Here is a 19,705-nt window from a genome sequence, read left to right as displayed (position 1 = left end):
CGAGGAAGATAGCGCTATCAAAGGCCGCGGCAGACGGGCGTGACGAGGGACGGGATGGCTGGAACATCGCTGACATTGCTGACGGGCCGTCGCCCCTCGCCGACGATGCTGGGGACGGCATCGCCAGGCGGTGCGACCTCGTTCGCCGCCCTCATCACGACCGGGACCTGATCCGCGTCCAACCTATCCGCCGGTGGCCGTCCGCCGCCGGCGACACGTCATGCTGCGCATGCCGCGACGACGGCAGCGTGTCACCAGAGAGGAACCTGAAGTTGAGCACCGTCCGTACCCTCCGTCTCCGTCGCATCGCCTTGTTGTGCGCTACCACGCTCGGCACGCTCAGCGCGTCGATGGCCGCGGCGCAGGCCGTGCCGCCGCCGCAGGAACAGACGCCCGCCGATGGCCAAGACAACGGCCCTGCCGTCGCGCCCGCGCCGCAGACCGACCAGAGCCAGGGTGCGCCGGGTGAGGACATCGTCGTCACCGGCTATCGTTCGAGCCTCGCCAAGTCGACCGAGTCAAAGCGCGCCTCGACCGGCTTTACCGATTCGATCTTCGCCGAGGACATCGGCAAGTTCCCCGACACCAACATCGCCGAATCGTTCAACCGCATTCCCGGCGTGACGATCACCCGCGACGTCACCGGCGAAGGCACCAACGTCGCGATACGCGGCCTCGGCTCCAATTTCACCAACGTGACGCTGAACGGCGCGACGATCGCCGTCGCCTCGTCGGGCGCGACCGACGCGCAGGGCACCGACCGTTCGGTCGACCTCAGCTTCTTCCCGACCGACCTGTTCACCAAGCTGACCGTCAACAAGAGCTATACCGCCGACCTGCTGGAGGGCGGCGCGGCGGGCAACATCGACCTGCGCTCGGCCCGGCCGTTCGACCGCAACACCTCGTTCCTCGCCTATAACATCCAGGGCACCAAGCAGACGCCCGAAGACCGGATCGGCGCACGCGGCTCGCTGATCGGCAGCTGGCGCAACGACACGTTCGGCATCCTCGCCGGCGTCTCGGCACAGCGGCTGTTCACCGAGACGCGCGGGTTCGAGACGATCGGTTATACCAACCCGGCGCTCACCGCGGCGCAATGCGGCGCGACCCCGGGCTGCAACAGCACCGGCGGCGGCAATTGGACGATCCCCGCGGTGGTGCCGGCCGGCGCCGGTGCCGGGCTCGTCGCCGGCACGACGGTCAACAGCGCGTTCCTCCTCGCCAACAATCCCGGCGCGTCGATCCAGCAGATCGACAACGGCCTGCTGCCGCGCCTCGGCCGCACCGCCAACATCCGTGGCCCGCGCGACCGCCTCAACGCGATCGTCAGCGCCGAATGGCAGCCGACCGACACGCTGCATTTCTACGTCGACGGCCTGTACGGTTATAAGAAGAACGACCTGATCCGCGAGGACATGGCGTGGATCGTGCGCAACGGCGCGACGATCCCGACCAATTTGACCTTCGACAAGGCGGATTGCAGCGCGGGCTGCACCGTCACCGGCGGCACCTTCGCCAATGCGCAATTCTTCGACGAATTCCGCCCGTATATCGAGACAACCAAGCTGTTCAGCGTCAATCCCGGCGGCGAATGGGAGATCAATGACAAGCTCAAGCTAACGCTCCAGGGCAATTACGCCCGCTCGACGTTCCATCGCGAGAGCCCGACCGTCGGCCTGACCACGCCGCTCGGCGTCGGCAATACCGTCACGTATTCGAACGACGGCGGCATCCCCAGCATCAAGAGCAACCTCGACCTCAACGATCCCGCGAACTTCGGCTGGTACGCCGGCAGCCGCGTCAACATCCAGGACGAGCGCCGGCTCAACGTCAACAAGGGCTTCCGCGGCGACCTGACCTGGGGCGACAAGGCGCTCAACCTGAAGGTCGGCGGCGCGTTCGACGACGTGTCGCGGCGCATCCGCGGCTATGACAACAGCCAGGCGTGGCAGAATGCGGTCTGTGGCAACAATCCCAACGTGTCGCTGCAATCGCCCAATTCGCAGCCGCCGTGCGAGGGCCTCAACGCGCCGGGCGTGATCCCGGCGGGCTATCCGACCTATCCGGGCCTCGGCACCGGCGCGACCGCCGGGATGAGCGGCCCGGTCAGCTATGGCGGGTCGCTGATCCCCAACAGCGCGGTCCCGACCTATCTCAAGCCCGGCCCCGCCGGTTTCGTGACGGTCGACTTCCCCGCATTCGCGGCGGCGAGCAACTACGATTTCTACCACGACAATTCGCCCGAGAGCGGCGGCGCCAACACCGGCGCCAGCGGCGGCTCGATCCGCGAAGTGGTGAAATCCGCCTTCGCCACGGTGAACGGCGCGCAGGAGCTGGGCGGCAACACGCTGCGCTTCAACGTCGGCCTGCGCTACGTCAACACGATCCAGACGATCGAGGGACGCGTGTCGCTGCCCGATCCGCGCAACACGACCGCGGCCGGTGCCACCCTGCCCGACGGCAGCCGCTATCCGAACATCGTCAACATCGTCTCGACCCGCAACGAATATGCGAAATGGCTGCCCGCAGCGACCTTCGCCTACGATCTGAGCGAACATGCGGTGGTGCGCGTCGCCGGATCGCGGACGATGACCCGGCCCGATCCGTCGGCGCAGTTGCCCGGCGTCAGCTTCGGCGCGCCGTCCGCCGACCAGGCGAACATCGGCAATCCGGCGCTGTCGCCGTATATGTCGACCAACCTCGACCTCGGTTTCGAATATTATACCGGGCGCGAAGGCGTAATCAGCTTCAACGCGTTCCGCAAGGGGATCACCGGCTTCACCAACACCTCGATCACCACGGTGCCGTTCACCGCGCTGGCGCAATATGGCATCACCTACGATACGCTGAATTCGACGCAGCAGATCGCGATCAACGCGCGCGGCGGCCCCAACACCGCGCAGGTACAGGTGACCTCGCAGGTCAACGTGCCCAACAAGCTGACGATCAACGGCCTCGAATTCCAGTGGGTGCAGCCGCTCGACTTCCTGACGCGGCACATCGGCGTGACCGGCTTCGGCTTCAACGCCAACGCCACGATCGTCGACCAGACCAGCAACGGCCCCGCCACCGCGTTCGGCGTCGCGCCGTTCACCTACAACATCACCGGCTATTACGAGAAGAACGGCGTCATGCTGCGCGTCTCGACCACCTCGCGCGAGGGGTCGCAGAACAGCGGCGCCGCGCAGAACGGCATTCCGGCGGCGGCGTTGTACGGCACCGACTATACGACCTACGACTTCTCGTCGTCGTTCGACCTCGACAAGATCTTCGGCTTCGCCGGGGCGCCGCAGCTCACCGTCAACGTGGCGAACTTCACCAACGCGACGCTGCGCTCCTACTTCCAGTTCGAGAACGCGACCTTCACCCAGTACAAGCCGGGTCGCCAGTTCCTCGTCGGCCTGCGCGGCACCTTCTAGGCCGAATCGACCGGCGGGGTTTTGCAAAAGATCCTCCCCCGCCAGGGGGAGGACTTGGTTCGAATGTCGATTTTCGCCCCAGTCGATCGCCGACGGTGCGGCCGGGGTTGTCCTGCGGTGACGGAGGCAGATAGGGGAAGGCCATCTGACCCGGGAGTGCCGTTTGGAAGCCGTATCGATCGTCCTGTTCCTGTTACTCGCCGTCGTGATGAGCGGCGCGGTGTCGCGCATGCTGCCGGTGTCGGTGCCGACGCCGCTGGTCCAGATCCTGCTCGGCGCGGTGATCGGCCTGTCGACCTCGTATCGCGTCGACCTCGATCCCGAGCTGTTCCTGCTGCTGTTCCTGCCGCCGCTGCTGTTCCTGGACGGCTGGCGCATTCCCAAGGACGAATTGCTCAAGGATCTGTCGACGGTGGTCGAGCTGGCGCTCGGCCTCGTCCTGCTGACGGTGATCGGCATGGGCTTCTTCATCCACTGGATGATCCCGGCGATGCCGCCCGCGGTCGCCTTCGCGCTCGCCGCCGTGGTGTCGCCGACCGACCCGATCGCGGTGTCGGCGATCTCCGCGCGGGTGCCAATCCCGAAGCGGATGATGCACATCCTCGAGGGCGAATCGCTGCTCAACGACGCGTCGGGCCTCGTCTGCCTGCGCTTCGCGATCGCGGCGGCGTTGACCGGCACCTTCTCCGCCGCCTCCGCCGCGAGCAGCTTCCTGTGGGTCGCGGGCATCGGCCTTGCGGTCGGCATCGTGGTGACGCTGGTCGTCACCCGCATCAAGGCATGGGTATCGCGGCGGTTCGGCGAGGAGCCGGGCTCGCAGATCCTCGTCAGCCTGCTTATCCCGTTCGGGTCGTACCTGCTCGCCGAGCATATCCACGCCTCCGGCATCCTTGCCGCGGTATCGGCCGGGGTCACGATGACCTTCGCCGAAATCTCGCGCCAGGCGCTGGCGACGACGCGGATGCGGCGCAATTCTGTGTGGGACACGATCCAGTTCGCGCTCAACGGCATCATCTTCGTGCTGCTCGGCGAGCAGCTTCCCGCGATCCTCGCCGGCGCCAAGTCGACTGTGCTGCTGACCGGCCATCACGGGGCGGAATGGCTCGGCCTCTACGTGCTGGCGATCGTCGCCGGCCTCGCGCTGCTGCGCTTCGGCTGGGTGTATGTGTCGTTGCGGCTGACCCTGTTGCGGCGGCAGCTCAACAGCGAAGCGACGCTGCACAGCCCCGACTGGCGGCTGGTCGCGGCGATGTCGCTCGCCGGGGTGCGCGGCGCGATCACGCTGGCGGGCGTGCTCACCATCCCGCTGACGATGAACGACGGCAGCCCCTTCCCCGCCCGCGATCTCGCGATCTTCCTCGCCGCCGGGGTCATCATCGTGTCGCTGGTGCTGGCGAGCATCGCGCTGCCGATCCTGCTCAACGGGCTGACGATGCCGGCCGAACCGTCGAAACAGGCCGAGGAGGATGCCGCGCGCGTCGCCGCGGCGGAGGCGGCGATCTCGGCGATCGAGCGGTCGCAGCACGAACTCGCCGAGCGTGACGGCAATGCTGATTTCTACGCCGCCGCCGGCACGCGGGTGATGGACCTCTACCGCGAACGGATCGAAAGCCGCAGCGGCTCGGCCAAGGCCTCGGCGGAGGCGCGGTTGCAGGATCGGCTGGAGCGCACCTTCCGCCTCGCCGCGATCAAGGCCGAGCGCGCCGCGGTGGTCGAGCAGGTGCGCGATCGCGCCATCGGCAGCGCCACCGCGCAGAAGCTGATCCGCGAACTCGACCTGCTCGAGGCGCGCTACCGCATCTGACGGTCAGCCCGCGGCGAGCGTCGCCCGGCCGATGCCGCCGCCGTTCTGCTTCGCCTGGTAGAGCGCGGCATCGGCCAGCGCGACGAGCTCGTCGAGGTCGCTCTCGTCGCCGCCGGCGGTGACGAAGCCCAGGCTGACGCCGATCTCGATCTGGTGCGTGTCGATCTCATAGGGCGCCATGATCCGCCGCACGAGGGTCCGCGCGAACAGGTCCGCCTCGCCGTGGGTCCGGACGCCCGACTGGATGATGACGAATTCGTCGCCACCGACCCGCGCCGCCGTGTCGTGCGGCTGGAGGACCGAACGGACGCGGTCGCTGACCGCGGCCAGCAACGCGTCGCCGGTCGGATGGCCGTAGCGATCGTTGACCGGCTTGAACGCGTCGAGATCGAGGCAATGGATCGCGATATCGTATTCCGCGCGCATCTGGCTGGTGAACGCCTCGCGCAGGCCGAGCCGGTTGGGCAGTTTGGTGAGCGGATCGACCCGCGCCAGCGCCGCCATCGCCTGACGCGTGATGATATGCTGGCGCGTCACCTGATAGAGGTGGCGGATGCTCTGGAAGGCGGCGAGCATGAAGCAGATCAGGCTGGCGCCGAGCAATTGGTGCGGACTGTCGGCACGCAGCGCCGAGCTGATCGCGATCGGCATCGCGCTCAAGACGAGGCAGGCCGTCGCCAACCACGGCCGTATCGAGGTATGCGCGACCAGCCCCGAGCAATAGCCGAACAGCAGGCCGGTCGCGAGCATCTGCAACAGCACCGCATCGTGCACGAAGGCGCGCGCGCCGAGCACCCCCAATGAAAACGCCAGGCCGAGGCTGAGCACCGCGAACGCCTGCGCCCAGCGTTCCTGCCGAGCCGCATCCGGATCGGTCCGCCGCCGATGCGCCGCGATCAGCGCGAGTTTGAGCGTCCCGCAGACCACGCCGGACGTCAGCGCGCCCCAGGCGATGGCATCGTTGAGATCGTTGGCGATCTTCAGCCCCAGCGCCGTGAAGATCGCGGTCATCACCGCATTCGGCAGCGCCGTCGCGAAGAGCGCGTTGCGCAGCTCGATTCGCACCGGCTCGGCAGTGATCCGACGGGAGGAAGGCGACGTCATACTCATGAACTAACCCGATACAACGAATTAGGGGTTAATTTCACGCCAAATTGGCTCTTCACGCAAGTAAAGTACGCTTGCAGTTTAATGTCTGATTCGGACTTATCCGCGTGAGGTCTGATCTTACTTCACTACCAGCGCGGCCGAGCACTTGCCTCGGCAGTCTGATCCAAATCTACTATGCCATCGGCATTGACCGCACCTACGAACGCCGCCGCCGACATCTACGCGGATGCGGGCAAACCGCACCGGCGTGCAACGGGGCATTGCACGGCAATTGCAGGCGGCGGCACGCACGACGCGGCACCCACTCAAATTCTATAGCCGCCAGCATGCCCCTGCCCCTGCCTTTCCGCGAACGTAAGCCGCTGATTCCCGCGGATTCGTCCGGGCAGTTATGCGACGGGCCGAGGGCCCCGACAGCATTTGTTTGTTTCTTCTACACTTCTGTTGCGCATGGTAACCATATGACCGGCCTCCTTTCCCGCCTCAGACGGCTGCGCCATTCCGATCAGGCGATCGCCGCGTCGGTGCGCGAGACCTTGGTCGAATCGCTCTACGCCTCGCCGCAGTCGCTGGTGATCGGTGCGCTGACCAGCAGCGCGATCGTCGCGATCGTCGCGCTGGTCAGCGGCACGCCGTCGATGCGCGCCTGCGCCGTGGCGATCGCTATCGTCGCCGGCATCCGCGTCGGCGACGCCGTCCGGCTCAAGCGGCGCAGCGCCACCCGCATCCTGCCCACCGGCGTCTGGGCGCGGCGGCAGGAGTTCATCTATCGCGCCGGCGCGGTCTGCTACTCGGCCTTGCTCGGCACGTTCGGCATGCTGACGCTCATCAACAGCAGCGACGGCGTGCTCCAGTTGCTCGCGGTGACGACGACGATCGGTTATGCCGCGGGGATCGCCGGGCGCAACGCCGGCCGGCCGTGGATCGCGCTGGCGCAATTGTGCTTCGCCTCGCTGCCGCTCGCCGCCGGGCTGACCGTCTCGCTCGAACCGCTGAAGATCGCCTTGGCGGTGGTCATCCTGCTGTTCGTCGTCGCGATGATGGACATCACGCTGCAGACCTATGGCGTCATCCTCAAGGCCACCGTCGTCTCGCGCGAGAAAGCGGCGCTGGCCGAGCATCATGCCGCGATGGCGCGGCGCGACGACCTGACCGGCGTCGCCAACCGTACCGCGTTCCGCGAACAGTTCGAGGCGCGGTTGCAGGCGCTGACCGGCGCGGACCGCCGGCTGGCGATCCACTGGATCGACCTCGACCGGTTCAAGGAGATCAACGATTCCTTCGGCCATCTCGCCGGCAACGCGCTTCTCGCCGGGGTCGCGCGGCGCCTCGACGAGGCGTTCGCCGGCGAGGGCATCGTCGCGCGGCTCGGCGGGGACGAATTCGCGGTGGTCTGCGCGATCGCGGACCCGGCGGACGCGCTCGCCACCGGCCGCCGGATCATCGATATGGTCGAGCTGCCGGTGCAGCACAACGGACGCATGCTGCACGTCGGCGCCTCGCTCGGCATCGCCATCGCGCCCGCCGACGGCCGCGATGCCGACACGTTGCTCAAGAATGCCGATCTCGCTCTGTATCGCGCCAAGGACAGCGGCCGCGGCCAGATGTGCCTCTACGAACCGTTGATGGACGAGAAGATCGAACGCAGTCGCACGCTCGCCGCCGAGATGCAGGGCGCGCTGGAACGCGGCGAGTTCCACCTGATGTTCCAGCCGATCTACGATCTGGCCGGCGAACGCATCCTGTCGTGCGAGGCGCTGCTGCGCTGGACCAGCCGCAACCACGGCGCGATCTCGCCGGCGGAATTCATCCCGATCGCCGAGGACAACGGCCTGATCGTCGCGATCGGCAGCTGGGTGATCCGCGAGGCATGCCGCATCGCCAGCGGCTGGCCCGCCGAGGTCAAGATCGCGGTCAATTTGTCGCCGATCCAGTTGCGCTCGGCCAACCTGCCGACGGTGATCATGGGCGCGCTGGCGAGCAGCGGCTTCGCCGCCGACCGGCTCGAACTGGAGGTCACCGAATCGGTGCTGCTCGAGGATATCGAGGCGTCGCTGGCCGCGCTCGACGCGATCAACCGGCTCCGCGTCCGCACCACGTTGGACGATTTCGGCACCGGCTATTCGTCGCTGAGCTATCTCACCAAATTCCCCTTCCAGACGCTCAAGATCGATCGCTCGTTCATCACCGACCTCGAACAGAGCCACGCCTCGGTGGCGATCGTCCAGACGGTGATCGACCTCGCCGCCAAGCTCGGCATGCGCACCGTCGCCGAGGGCGTCGAGACGCAGGCGCAGCTCGATCAGTTGCGCCGGACGCGCTGCGACGCGGTCCAGGGCTTCCTGCTGGCGCGGCCGATGCCGGCGAACATGGTCGGCGCCATGTTCGCCGACGGACCGGCGGGGGGCGAGGCCAGGGCGCACGGGCGCGCCTGACCCCGCGTGGCTCAGGCCACCGCCTTTTCGAGCAGCCGCGACTGTGCGCCGACCAGGCGGCGCATCAGCTTGAGGTCGGTCTCGGTGAGCCGCAGCGCCGCATCGGCCCACAGGTCGACCACCGCCTCCAGCTCGGCGAGCGGCAGCGGATTGACCGAGCGCGACGCCTCGTAGATCGCGCAATGCCCGCTGTGGCGGCGGCGGTTCTGGCGGATATACGTCTCCACCTCGGCGCGCCCCTGCCCCCGATCGGCGAGCGCATGGATGATGCCGAGGTCGTACAATTCCTCCGCGCTATACGACCGGCCGCTGAGGATCATCTGCTCGGCCCGCGCCGAACCGAGCCGCCGCGACAGGAAGCAATGCGCCCCCATCCCCGGGAACAGCCCGAAATTGGTTTCGGGCAGGCCGAAACTCGTCCCGCGCTCGGCGATGACGACGTTGAACGACAGCAGGGCCTCGAACCCGCCGCCCAGCGCGTCGCCCTCGACCAGGCCGATGGTGATGATCGGCCGTTCGAGGCTGAGCATGTTGCGGTGGAGGATCCGCACGCACGCGCGGCCGTAGCGGACCAGGGCGTCGCGGTCGCCGCGCCGGATGTGCGTCGCGAACAGGTCGAGATCGCCGCCCAGCGAGAAGACGCCGGGAAAGCGCGACCCGAGCACGAGATACCGGATCGGCATCGCACCCGAGCCATGCGCCGCGACGATGTCGTCCTGCCATTGGTCGAACGCGGCGAGCAGTTCCGGGTTGAAGCTCGGCCGGCTGCGCTGGCGCATATAGGTCCACAAGGTGCCGAGCTCGGGATCGAACGCGGTCTCCAGATCGGTGAGGTCGAACGGGGCACGCCTGACCGGCTGATGGGAGATGTCGGCCGCGACCGGGCCATAGTGGGTCATCCGCTGAACGGGTACGACGGGAGGATATTCGAGGGTCATGACGACGTCCTTCTGCACGTACAGCATGGTGCTGCGGCCGGAGTCTACGTCGAAACGCCGCGCTAAGCGGCTGATGGATAAGCAATGGCGACGACGGCCACGCCGCGTCGGCGCCGCCATCGACTGCGGATGACGGACGGTATCGGGTGGACTGTATGAAATGGTGCCGCTTACAGGACTCGAACCTGTGACCCCCGCATTACGAAGGCTAGTGACGCCACGCAAGAAGTGCAGCTTTTTCAACGTTTTTCGCCGGAAAGCTTGGCTGCCACTGATATAACCCACCGACTTCCCAGTGTCGCTCAGAGGCCTTGATCAACCGCTTCCTTGCCAAAGCGCCTTGGCATGGGAAAAGCGTAAGATGCGACCTGCGCCAGACCTGCGGCGGCCTTACGCTACCTGTTCTGGATGGGCACTCCTGACCCCGGTAAACTTGCTGCCAAGCGAACAGCCGTGATGCGCGCGCCTGTGCTCAAAGTGCGCCCGCTGTCCCGAGGTGCCTCGTCGATGAGCACGCACTGCGCCGCCGCATTCTCGACAGCGAAGTAGCTGCCCGCGTGGCATATCAAGCGCTGCCTCTATTGCGATGCCGCGCCACTCGCCCTCGTTCCAAATTTCGCTCTCAGTGCTTTTTGTCATCGCTTACCCAAACTGGATAGAGGCCGCCAATGGCAATCGCGTGCAGCTTGAGTAAGGCTGGCGAACGTCCAACACCTGGTTTAAGCTGCCAGCCTTAATCGCTTGATCTCTTGGGTGAACTCGAAGCGGAGTTGGTCGGCCTCGTCATCTGGAAGCCAGTTTGCCATTTGAGGAAAGACCGTTTGCCACATCCGCGCCTTACGGGCGTCCCAGGGCATCTCCTGCGCGGCGCGTGCCGTGGCGAGAACAGAGTGGAGCCTCCGACGAATGTCCGCAGGATCGGGTAGGTAAGTCGGCGCTGGCCGATCAGGAATACGATCCTCACCATCACCAAACAGGCTAGCCTGCGCCGGCGTCTGGCCGAAGAGATCAGGCATTTCACTCATCTGCAGCTTCCTGCTCGGGTTCGGGCTGAGGCTCGGCAGCCAAGCCCAGATCGTCTCGGATGATCATATCCTCTAGCGTATCTGCCAGCACAAGATCGGCCTCGTCGAAACGGTGGATAAGTTCGGCAATGCGCGCGGCTATGTCGCGTAGTTCGCGCACGAAGGCTAGGTCCGCAGACTGGCCGATTCGCCCCTCAAGCCACCGCGACAGCACACGATAACCGCTCACCGCGAAATCCCATACTAACTGCGGGATACCAGTCAGCCGTCCAGTACCGTTGGCACAAAGCGTAATAACTCCGTCGGCGTAGGTGACAGCAGCAACCAACCCGTTTGGTTCATTAGCGATCCGTGCGAGCGTGGGTGGTCGGAAGCGCAATTCGGGGACCCGCACGAAAGACTCAATTGCACGTATCTCCTGCCCTACGGCCACCGCACACCGAAAGACGGCGTGCGAAGCAGGAAACGGAATATGAGGGAACACGTCCTCAAGATCCTCGGCGAAGCGGCGCGTATATGAGGTGGCAGATAGCAGACAAAGGACCGCGTCGAACACGTCTTCCGGCGACACGGGCACGCCATAAATACCACTTAGGCTGCCGATCAGCGCGGGTGAAAGATTTGCAGCGTTCGGACCCGCGCGGCGATCATAGAGAGGGAAGGCGTAGCCTCCTGTACTGCCTTTGAATGCATGGTAGTCAGGCAGAAGTGAGTGGCACCACACTGCGGGCCCGCTCCCAGTCCCGGAAGGCTTTGCGTACAAGCCTACATTCGATGCGCCCCAAGCTCTTTGCATTTCCGGTCCTGGTCGGTCCAAAAGCGCAAGGTCATTGTAGAGCCAACGTCGGTCTAATGGTCGATACGCCAACTGCCTTTCCAGTTGTTCCATGTGCGCCGGGTTATCGCGATGGGCTAGTTTCGGCGCCACCTGTGCACGCAGCTGTGATCTTGCCGGTGAAACAAAGACGGCATCATCGCCTGACTTCATGCCTGACTTACTAAAAATGAACAACTCGCGAAGTGATATCCATTCGCCATTTTGAAACGGGGTCGGCCTAAAGTCATCGAGGTCAGGCCTGTCAACTGCAACCGCACCAGCTAGAGCTCCATCACCGGCTCCTTCCATCAGCCAGTCAAGCTTACTCCTCCGCCCGAACAAATCATGTTCCCAACTGTCGTTGTAAATTATTTCCGCAAGCTCACCCTCCGGCTTGCTGCCGTCCGCAATTGCGATCGTGATCGCGGTGCCGACCATGATGTTAAAGACACCCTGATCCGCGTCGACGTTCCCGCGTACGCCTGCCCGCACGTCTCCGCGGAGGTCGATAATCTCAATGCGATCAAAGCGTTGACGCATCATTTGGCGCAACCCAGCATAGGGCCACCCGGTCAGGAACTTGCGGTTTGTGATGAACGCAATCACCCCGCGTTGCGGTGCGTTCTCTGACTCAAATAGCTTCCAGATTGCCCAGCGCCAAAAGGCGACAGAAAATTCCTCAAACGTGTTAAGCTGGTTGCCGTGACCGGCAGCGCTGACCGGCGCCTTAAGGTCGTCCCACAGCCCATCAGTACGGCGGCCCCGTTCGTCCGCGCCGCCCGCAATCCAACGTCCAATTAGCGTCTCGCGCTCGTTGCCTTCCAAACGCTTGTAAGGCGGATTACCGATGATTGCGAGGATCGGCTCGCGGGCCTTGATGGCATCGGCGGCGTGGCGCTCTTCGCGAATGCCGGCAGAAACGAAGCCGAGCGGACCGGCGGGCGCCGCGGCGCCTGGCCTCGCAAGAGTGTCCGTCAGATAAACGCCGAGCCGGGGCAGATCCAATTGCGGAAGCTCCTCCTCGTCTACATCCACCGGAACTCGGCGTAGTGCGTGATGCAATCGATAATGCGCGACGGCGTAGGGCCCGACGAGCAGCTCAAAGCCGTACATTCGGCCGGCAAGCTCACGCAGCGCCATCATCGCCTCGACGCCGCCGGAGTCTGCACTCACCTGCTCCCGAACGCGCTCGGCGACCCCAAGCAAGAAGGTGCCGGTGCCAGTCGCCGGATCAAGGATGGTTACTGCTGGATCACGCAACCCTTCAGTGCCGAGCCGGTCGCGCAGTACCCGATCGAGAGCGCCAGACATGTAGCGGACCACCTCGATTGGGGTGTAATACACTCCGTAACGGTCTCGCGCGGCTGGGTCGAAGATCGAGAGGAAATCTTCATAAAAATAGAGGATCGGATCACGACCGTTAGGTCCAATCGCAAGTATCTCCGGCGCGAAGCTGTTGACGGTATCACGCATAACATCGAAGCCGATGCCGATGTCCTGTGCTACTTCAGGCAAGCTGAGAACCCGCAGCGCCGCCTGCATAAGCGGATGCTCGGCTGGCATGTGGTTCCAAGCATCCACTGCGACAGGCTGGCCGCTCGCCTCGCGCACCAGCAGCAATCCAAACGCCAGTGTCTGCGCGAAGGCAGCGGAAAAAAGGACGTCAAAATCTGCCGCGGGATAGCCACCGGCTTCGGGGTGGGCATAAAGCACATCACGGAAGGTCTCGCGCACTTCCAGCAACGGATGGTCGACGATGGCCGCCTCGCGCAATTCGTTCAAGCGTTCGGCGACAATTCCGCGAACCAGCCTGGCGGAATGCGCCATTAGTTGAGCAAGATGCTCGGCGTTTCGCGCAGAGGGTGCTTGCGCTCTGGCGAGGATCGACAGCAATGTTACGAACTGGTCCGGATCGTGTCGCTCTATCAGCCGATCAGCCTCAACATCACTGCGATCAGGATCAAGCGCCTGCAACGGTACCACAGAGGCACTGCCGAATGGCACGGCCCGATGAAAGAGGTGGAAATCTGCGAAATTGCAGGTCGCCCAATCCGAAAGTTCTTGCAGCCGTTCGCGCTGCCGTCTGTCGTGAGAGTCGCGCCAACGGTTCGGATCGGCGGATTTGGTAATAGCTTTAAGCTCAACAAACGCACGCGGGGGCTGGCCGGGGCAAACCAAAGCCACGTCGGGCCGCCCAACGCCGGGATTGAGGTACTCTGGAACTACGGTAAGCGCTGGAAGGGCAGGAATATCGGCAAGCAGTTCAGTAATAAGCTGCTGGAACGCCGGAGCAAGGCCCGTCTCGGGGGTCATCCGGTTAGCACGCAGCAGATCACGAATGCGGCCTGCGTAGCGTTTGAGTGCATCTTGAACTGGCATGACGTGGTGGTACTGGAATGAGAAGGCCTCGTCATGGCTGATTTATGAGGCGGGCGATAAGCGTGGCGGAACAGACAATCTGGGGCATTCATATGGCCCATGACCATGGGTCGGCGCCGGTCGAGAAGGGCTACGTTGCGCTCGGCTGGAGCGCAGTCGGCGATCTCGGCAAGATCGCACCTATGCGCGACGCTTTCAAAACAAGGTACGCGGCGACTTATCCCGAGGCGAAGCCTGGGAACGTGGCTGTCTCGGCGGGGGTGCTTTTCCGGTTCGCAACGGAGATTAAGGCCGGTGATATCATTATCTATCCATCGAAAAGCGATAGGATGGTTAACATTGGCACAGTAATCAGTGGATACCGTTATGATCCAGATATGCCTGAAGATTGCCCCAATCTTCGTAACGTTCAGTGGCACCGATCTATCACTCGAGCATCTTTCTCTCAGCCAGCACTGAATGAGATTGGGTCAGCGCTCACATTATTTCGTGTGAGCTCGAACGCCGATGAATTCCTTGCGGCATTAGAGGGGCATGCTTTCGACGCTAGCGAAATCGATGAAGTAAGCGCTGACCGGGCAGCCGCGCAGGTTCAGGAGTCCACTGAGGACTTCATCATCAAGCGTTTGAAGAGCGGCCAGTCGGCATACCAATTCGAACACTTCGTGGCCCACCTGCTCAAGTGCATGGGATACTTCTCGCGGGTGACGCAGGCCTCCGGCGACGGCGGCGTCGATATCATTGCGCACCGCGACGAACTTGGTTTCGAGCCGCCAATCATCAAGGTGCAGTGCAAGCAGGTATTATCCACCATAGGACGCCCGGAGGTCCAGCAACTGCACGGCGCAATCGAGCGCGGCGAGCACGGACTTTTCGTTACGCTTGGGGGGTTCAGCGCGGATGCACGAACATTCGAGCGCACGAAGCCAAACCTCAGACTGGTAGATGGTGAGGCGCTGATCGAGCTGATCTATGCGCACTACGAGAAATTCGAACCGCGATACCAAATGCTTCTGCCCCTCACGCGCTCGTACGTTCCTGGTCCGATCGGAATGACGCAGGAGTAAGTCGTCACCCGCTCCGGCCGAGTGCGATGCACCGTTGGAGCGAGACCAAAGATCACGCGGCCTGCGCCGCTTTGAGGCACGTGAGGCGCGGCGACGCCCGCACGGAGACATATACGATCGTGGCTCGAAGGCCGCTGAGAGGCTCCATAAAGAAGCTTAGAGGCTCACGAACGGCAAACTGAGGCTGCGGGGGTAGCCGGGTAGCGGGAGTCATGTCTCGACGCTGTGAGCCTAGGCAAATCGCGATTCTAACAATCTTGCCTGACCGACCCCGCCCGCGATCACAGGAAACCAGCGAGCGAGGTCGTTAAACGATTATGGAAGCAGGCTATAGGCCTCGTCGCTGTCGCGTCGCCAGCGATGCAGTTCGGCGTTCTCGCCGGCCTCCCCATGCAGAATGATGGCGACATGCTTCCGGTTGAGGCCAAGCTCACCGCCCAGCGCGATGATCGCCGGCCCGGTATTGACGCCCGACTCTATGGCCGCCGTGATGAAGACGATGGCGCAATCGTGCTTGCTCGAGCCGCAGTTTTCGATCAGCCGACGCAACCCTTCGTGCGGATCGACCGTGGGGCGCCGGATGATGATCGATGCGGCGGAGATGGCGTTCTGAGGTTTCATGACGTGCGTTCCTTGGGATGGCCGCAGGGCGGCAGAAAAAATTGGAATGGAATAATGTCCCGCACGCCCACCGACCGAAGCCAGCGCGCGTGCGGGGTTGAGTTGATTAGGCTGTCCGGGGCTGCTGCTTCGCGGCTCCCGCCTCTACGGCGGCGAGCAGAGTGTCCTGCGCGAGGTGACTGTACCTAGCCGAACTGGCCACGTTGGCGTGTCCAAGAACTTTGCCGACAGCGAAGAGATCGACGCCTGAGTTGACCATGAAGGACGCAGCCGAATGACGGAGGTCATGAATCCGCAGTCCCGGCAAATTCGCCGCGTCGCGCGCGGTCTGCCAGCCGTGCTTGATCGTCGTCAGGTGCGTCGCCGGACATTTGGGACTGGGAAACAGGAATACAGTCCCATCCTTTTTCGGCAGGCGATCAATGATGTCCAACGCCGCCTGCGCCAAAGGTACATAGCGTGATCGCCCAGTCTTCGAGGTCGGCACAAACAAGGTGCGCCGATCGACGTCCACGTGCTCGCGGCGGGTCGACAGGAGCTCGGACACCCGCATGCCGGTGAGCAGGAGCAACCCCACCACCGGTGCCAGCAGCGGATTGCGTGACCGCTCCGCCGCCGCGAGCAGACGGCCGGCCTCGTCGGCGCTGAGATAGCGCTGGCGGGCGTTGTTCAACGGCTTCAGCTGGATGCCGCGGACGGGGTTGCGCTCGCACCCGGGGATACCCCACCGGGCGCCCAGCTCGAACGACCTGCCGAAGATAGCCTTGATCTTCACCACCGTCGCGGGCGCCAAGCCCTCAGCGCGCTTGTCCGCCAACCATTGCGCGACGGCGCGACCATCGATTTCGTTCAGGCGGGTGCGCCCCCAACGCTTGACCACGTGCAGCGTCATGTAGCCTCTAGTCGTGTCGTAGGAGCGCTGATGAAGCTTGGCGTCGGCGAGGTGCATCGCGGCCAACGCGGCGTAGGTCGGCACCGCTCGCGCCTCCGCCTTCTTCGCCGCGGGATCGCCGCCCATGACAACCTCGGATCGCAGCCGCTGGGCAGCCTTCCGAGCGACGGCGAATGAAATGTCCTCCGCGCGTCCGATCTTATGTTGCCGCTGCCGGCCGCCGGCGTCTGCGAAGCGAAGGTAGTAGGTACGCCCGCCGGTCGAGCGGACCTCAAGACAAAATCCAGTTGTCACAGAATCATAATAGTCCGTTTTGGACTTACCATGTTCGCAAGGTGCGGTGAGCACGAAAGAGGCGGTAAGAGTAGCTTTAGGCATTCGGATATCCTTCTCTGAAGATCATGGCTCGGAAGCGCGGAAGGGCGCCGCCGGCGGGAGGGGTTAGGGTTCACGGGTGCGCCCAGCGGCGCTGTGGGCTTTGTCGTCGGGCCGTCTCGCGGGGTTGCGAGGAGGCGCGTTCCGGCGATCGCACCGCCGGGTCTGGCCTCCACCGCCAACTCGCCGACCGCACCGGCGCGAAGGGGGCAAAGGGGGTAGATCAGCCGCCGGCCGCCTCGACCGCCACGACGCGCCAGCCCTTGCGTTCGGACACGTGAGCGTCCTGCAGTTCGAAGCCGCCGACGACCCGATTGGCGTTCTTCTTCAGGTACCAGCCGAGCTTCGATCGGTTGATGACGTCGCGATCGACGACGGGCAGTTCGAGCAGCGCGTCGTGTAGGTCCGGCCGATCGGCACTTTCGTCGATGAGATCGCGGACCGTGATAGCTTGATCGCCGACGGCGCGGTGCCAGGCCTTCAGGAACTGCTCGAGATCGTCCTGATCCGGATCGTGCAGCACTTGTTCGATGACGCTGGTCGCCGGGTCCGGCAGCCCGAGCCAGATGAGCGGCTCCCGGCACATGTCGCTCCATTCGCCGAAGCTAGCGATGCTCGGGACGTCGGCTTTGGGCGGCTTGGCTCGCCGGTGAGCCGCGATGATCGTCAGCGCCGCCGCGACGTACTTGCCGCGGTTCGCCGCCACGGTTTCCGCCGGACGTCCCTCATATCGCTCGAGGGTGGGCGTTGCGGTCTTGTGATGCAGCCTGATCGTCACGACGCGGCGGGTCATGTCGCGGACCGGACCGACGTTGTTGCCGGTGCCGATGATCAAGCTGCGGGTGCCAACCGTGATGGTGCGGCTGATGCCCAGGACACGATCGGTGATGGTGTCGCTGGTCAACGCACGATTGATGGCTCCGAACGGCATCCATTGAGTCTGCATGTCGTCGAACACGATCGCCGCGGGCGCGCTGAGGAACGCCGACAGCATCGACTTCGAAGCCTCATCGGCGGAGTTCGGATAACTGATCTTCATCGGCACGCCGGGTCCGGCGAACGGGGTTATCGTCGCGGCGAGGTAGCTCTTGCCGCTGCCCGGCGTCGAGGCCGTAATGTTGAAGGCTGGTGCCGTCGCGAGGCTCGGCCTCACCGCCGCGGTCAGCATGGCGCAGAGAGCCGCTGAGCGGTCCGCCTCCCCGGCGAAGCGGTACTCCTCGAGCAGGCCGTTCAGCGTCGCCAACGCCTCTCGCGCCGCCGCCTCGGTCGGCTCCGGCATGATGAAGCCGCCGACGTCGAAGGCCGCGTATCGCTTGGACGGCGCGTCGTAGCCGGGCGTTATGACCAACGCGCCGTCGCTTTCGCGGAAAAACGGTTGGCGCGCCAACCCGTTGAGGACCGGCAGATAGTCGAACTGCTGCGCTTTCAGCAGCGTCTGCACGTTGCGCGGCGGCGGGTCGCAACGGACGAATTTCTCGGATCGACCGTCGTAGCGATACCAATCCGCCGCGTCGGACAGAGCGGCCGTTAGCGGGGCCTCCTGCAGCAGCTCCGTTGACACGTCTCCGGTACCCGGATCGTTCCGGACGACTACTATTGCGCCGCCGGCCTGATAATAGCCCCCGTGCAGCGCCAACGACTGCTCGGCGGCGCGCCTGACCCGGTTCATCTCCCCGGCCACGATGTCGATCCGCGCCTTGCCGCGGGCGCGATCCGCCTTGATCCCGAGATAGTCGAGCAGTTCGCCGAGATGATACTTGTCCCCGTGGGAATGCATACACTTAAAGCCGCCCCCCGGATGATCCGCGTCGGGTTCGAAGTAGGCTGTGCCGGTGTCCAAGGAGTCGCTGTGCTCATGGACCCACGGGCAGGTCACGTCGTGTCTGCGGGGCGATATCTCACTCTTGTAAAGACCCCGGCTCTTCAGCTCGGCGAGCACGGGGTTTTCTGCCGGCGGCGCGGTCCAGACGGTGTCGCCCGGCGAACCGTTGCCCTTGCCTCCCCCGCTCGCCTTGGACGAACCCGCGTCGGCCTGCCGCGTCTCGTCGAGGTTCAACTCCAACGCTTCGGCCAATTCCGCCACGGTGTACGAGACGTCTTCGTTCCATTGGATCAGTCGGCACGCAAACGGCCGACCATCGGTTCGATGTTCGGCTTTGCCGTTGACGGCGTTCGGCAGTCGGGCCCAACGCGCTATGCCCTTGGCGCCGCCGTCACTCAGACCTGCCCGCACGATCGCCGCTTGCAGGCGAGCGACCATCGCCGCTTCGGTGAGCGGCTCGGTGAGCCGTACACCGAGCTGACTGTTCCCCGGGCTCGTCTCGATCTCGTAGGTCGGGGTGAAGTCCGCCAGCTTCGTCCGATCCACCTTAGTGCCGACGTCGTCCAGGACGAGGACGTGATACGCCTCGGCGCGATCAGCGAGCGCCCTTACCCGCCCGTCTGGCTCGACCGTAAAGGTTGAGCAATTGAAGTAGTTGTTGCGGTCGTCGGGGCATTGCCGATTGACGTCGTCGGCGACGAGCGCGGTCCAGCCGCCCTGGGTCGGGTCGCCGGCTTTCGAAGAGATGACCGGGTGTGCGCCGGCGGGCACGTCCCGCACGACGCTCGCGAGGAAGGTCGCGTTGGAAGGGGGCGAAGGAGGTGGTCCCCCTTCCCCACCTTCACCCCCTTTGGGTGCCCCGGTCGGCGAAGTTGCGACCTGCGACGGGACCGCCCCGCCCCGCTCGGTCGTGTTCAAGCGCACAGCGGCGATGCCGCCCCCCGCGCCTGTCTCGGAAATGAAACTCATGATGACGTACTCGCTATCGTTGACACGCCAAC

Annotated in this window: 11 protein-coding genes; 4 read left to right on the top strand and 7 right to left on the bottom strand. The window is 64.5% G+C overall.

The window, feature by feature from the left end:
• The first annotated feature begins 350 nt into the window (after positions 1-350).
• Both SFC76_RS08130 and SFC76_RS08125 read left to right on the top strand, forming a co-directional pair.
• Positions 351-3,419, top strand: a complete 3,069-nt coding sequence (locus SFC76_RS08130; protein WP_416222404.1) for a TonB-dependent receptor — start codon at positions 351-353, stop codon at positions 3,417-3,419.
• Positions 3,420-3,582: 163 nt separating this feature from the next.
• Entirely contained in the window at positions 3,583-5,223 is a 1,641-nt protein-coding gene (locus tag SFC76_RS08125; protein WP_322848969.1) for a Na+/H+ antiporter, read from the top strand.
• 3 nt (positions 5,224-5,226) lie between these two features.
• Here the strand turns inward: SFC76_RS08125 and SFC76_RS08120 are convergent, their stop codons facing one another.
• Positions 5,227-6,333 (bottom strand): GGDEF domain-containing protein, encoded by a 1,107-nt coding sequence (locus SFC76_RS08120; RefSeq protein ID WP_322848968.1) that lies wholly within the window; start codon positions 6,331-6,333, stop codon positions 5,227-5,229.
• Positions 6,334-6,794: 461 nt separating this feature from the next.
• Here SFC76_RS08120 and SFC76_RS08115 point away from each other — a divergent pair, with 461 nt between their 5' ends.
• Positions 6,795-8,768 (top strand): putative bifunctional diguanylate cyclase/phosphodiesterase, encoded by a 1,974-nt coding sequence (locus SFC76_RS08115; protein WP_322848967.1) that lies wholly within the window; start codon positions 6,795-6,797, stop codon positions 8,766-8,768.
• A gap of 11 nt (positions 8,769-8,779) precedes the next feature.
• Here SFC76_RS08115 and SFC76_RS08110 read toward each other — a convergent pair whose 3' ends face one another.
• The 3 genes from SFC76_RS08110 to SFC76_RS08100 all read right to left on the bottom strand — a co-directional run bounded on the left by SFC76_RS08110 (position 8,780) and on the right by SFC76_RS08100 (position 13,927).
• Positions 8,780-9,706, bottom strand: a complete 927-nt coding sequence (locus SFC76_RS08110; RefSeq protein WP_322848966.1) for a crotonase/enoyl-CoA hydratase family protein — start codon at positions 9,704-9,706, stop codon at positions 8,780-8,782.
• Between the two features lie 719 nt (positions 9,707-10,425).
• Positions 10,426-10,722, bottom strand: a complete 297-nt coding sequence (locus tag SFC76_RS08105) for a hypothetical protein (protein ID WP_322848965.1) — start codon at positions 10,720-10,722, stop codon at positions 10,426-10,428.
• Position 10,723: 1 nt separating this feature from the next.
• A complete protein-coding gene (locus tag SFC76_RS08100; RefSeq protein WP_322848964.1) occupies positions 10,724-13,927 on the bottom strand; it encodes a type ISP restriction/modification enzyme in 3,204 nt (1,067 codons plus the stop codon).
• Between the two features lie 92 nt (positions 13,928-14,019).
• Here SFC76_RS08100 and SFC76_RS08095 point away from each other — a divergent pair, with 92 nt between their 5' ends.
• Positions 14,020-14,994 carry a restriction endonuclease gene (locus SFC76_RS08095; protein WP_322848963.1) on the top strand — a complete coding sequence of 325 codons (975 nt, stop codon included), beginning with the start codon at positions 14,020-14,022 and terminating at the stop codon, positions 14,992-14,994.
• 315 nt (positions 14,995-15,309) lie between these two features.
• Here the strand turns inward: SFC76_RS08095 and SFC76_RS08090 are convergent, their stop codons facing one another.
• From SFC76_RS08090 to SFC76_RS08080, 3 genes are all read right to left on the bottom strand, one after another.
• The gene (locus SFC76_RS08090) at positions 15,310-15,615 is read right to left on the bottom strand and encodes a hypothetical protein (protein WP_322848962.1); all 306 of its coding nucleotides are present in this window, start codon (positions 15,613-15,615) and stop codon (positions 15,310-15,312) included.
• A 106-nt stretch (positions 15,616-15,721) separates the two neighbouring features.
• The gene (locus SFC76_RS08085; RefSeq protein WP_322848961.1) at positions 15,722-16,885 is read right to left on the bottom strand and encodes a site-specific integrase; all 1,164 of its coding nucleotides are present in this window, start codon (positions 16,883-16,885) and stop codon (positions 15,722-15,724) included.
• A gap of 220 nt (positions 16,886-17,105) precedes the next feature.
• Positions 17,106-19,673, bottom strand: a complete 2,568-nt coding sequence (locus tag SFC76_RS08080; protein WP_322848960.1) for a DNA-primase RepB domain-containing protein — start codon at positions 19,671-19,673, stop codon at positions 17,106-17,108.
• Between the last annotated feature and the right edge of the window lie 32 nt (positions 19,674-19,705).

It is taken from the genome of Sphingomonas sp. CD22 (assembly GCF_034556155.1).
Taxonomy (GTDB): domain Bacteria; phylum Pseudomonadota; class Alphaproteobacteria; order Sphingomonadales; family Sphingomonadaceae; genus Sphingomonas.
This window is presented reverse-complemented; position numbering and strand designations above follow the sequence as displayed.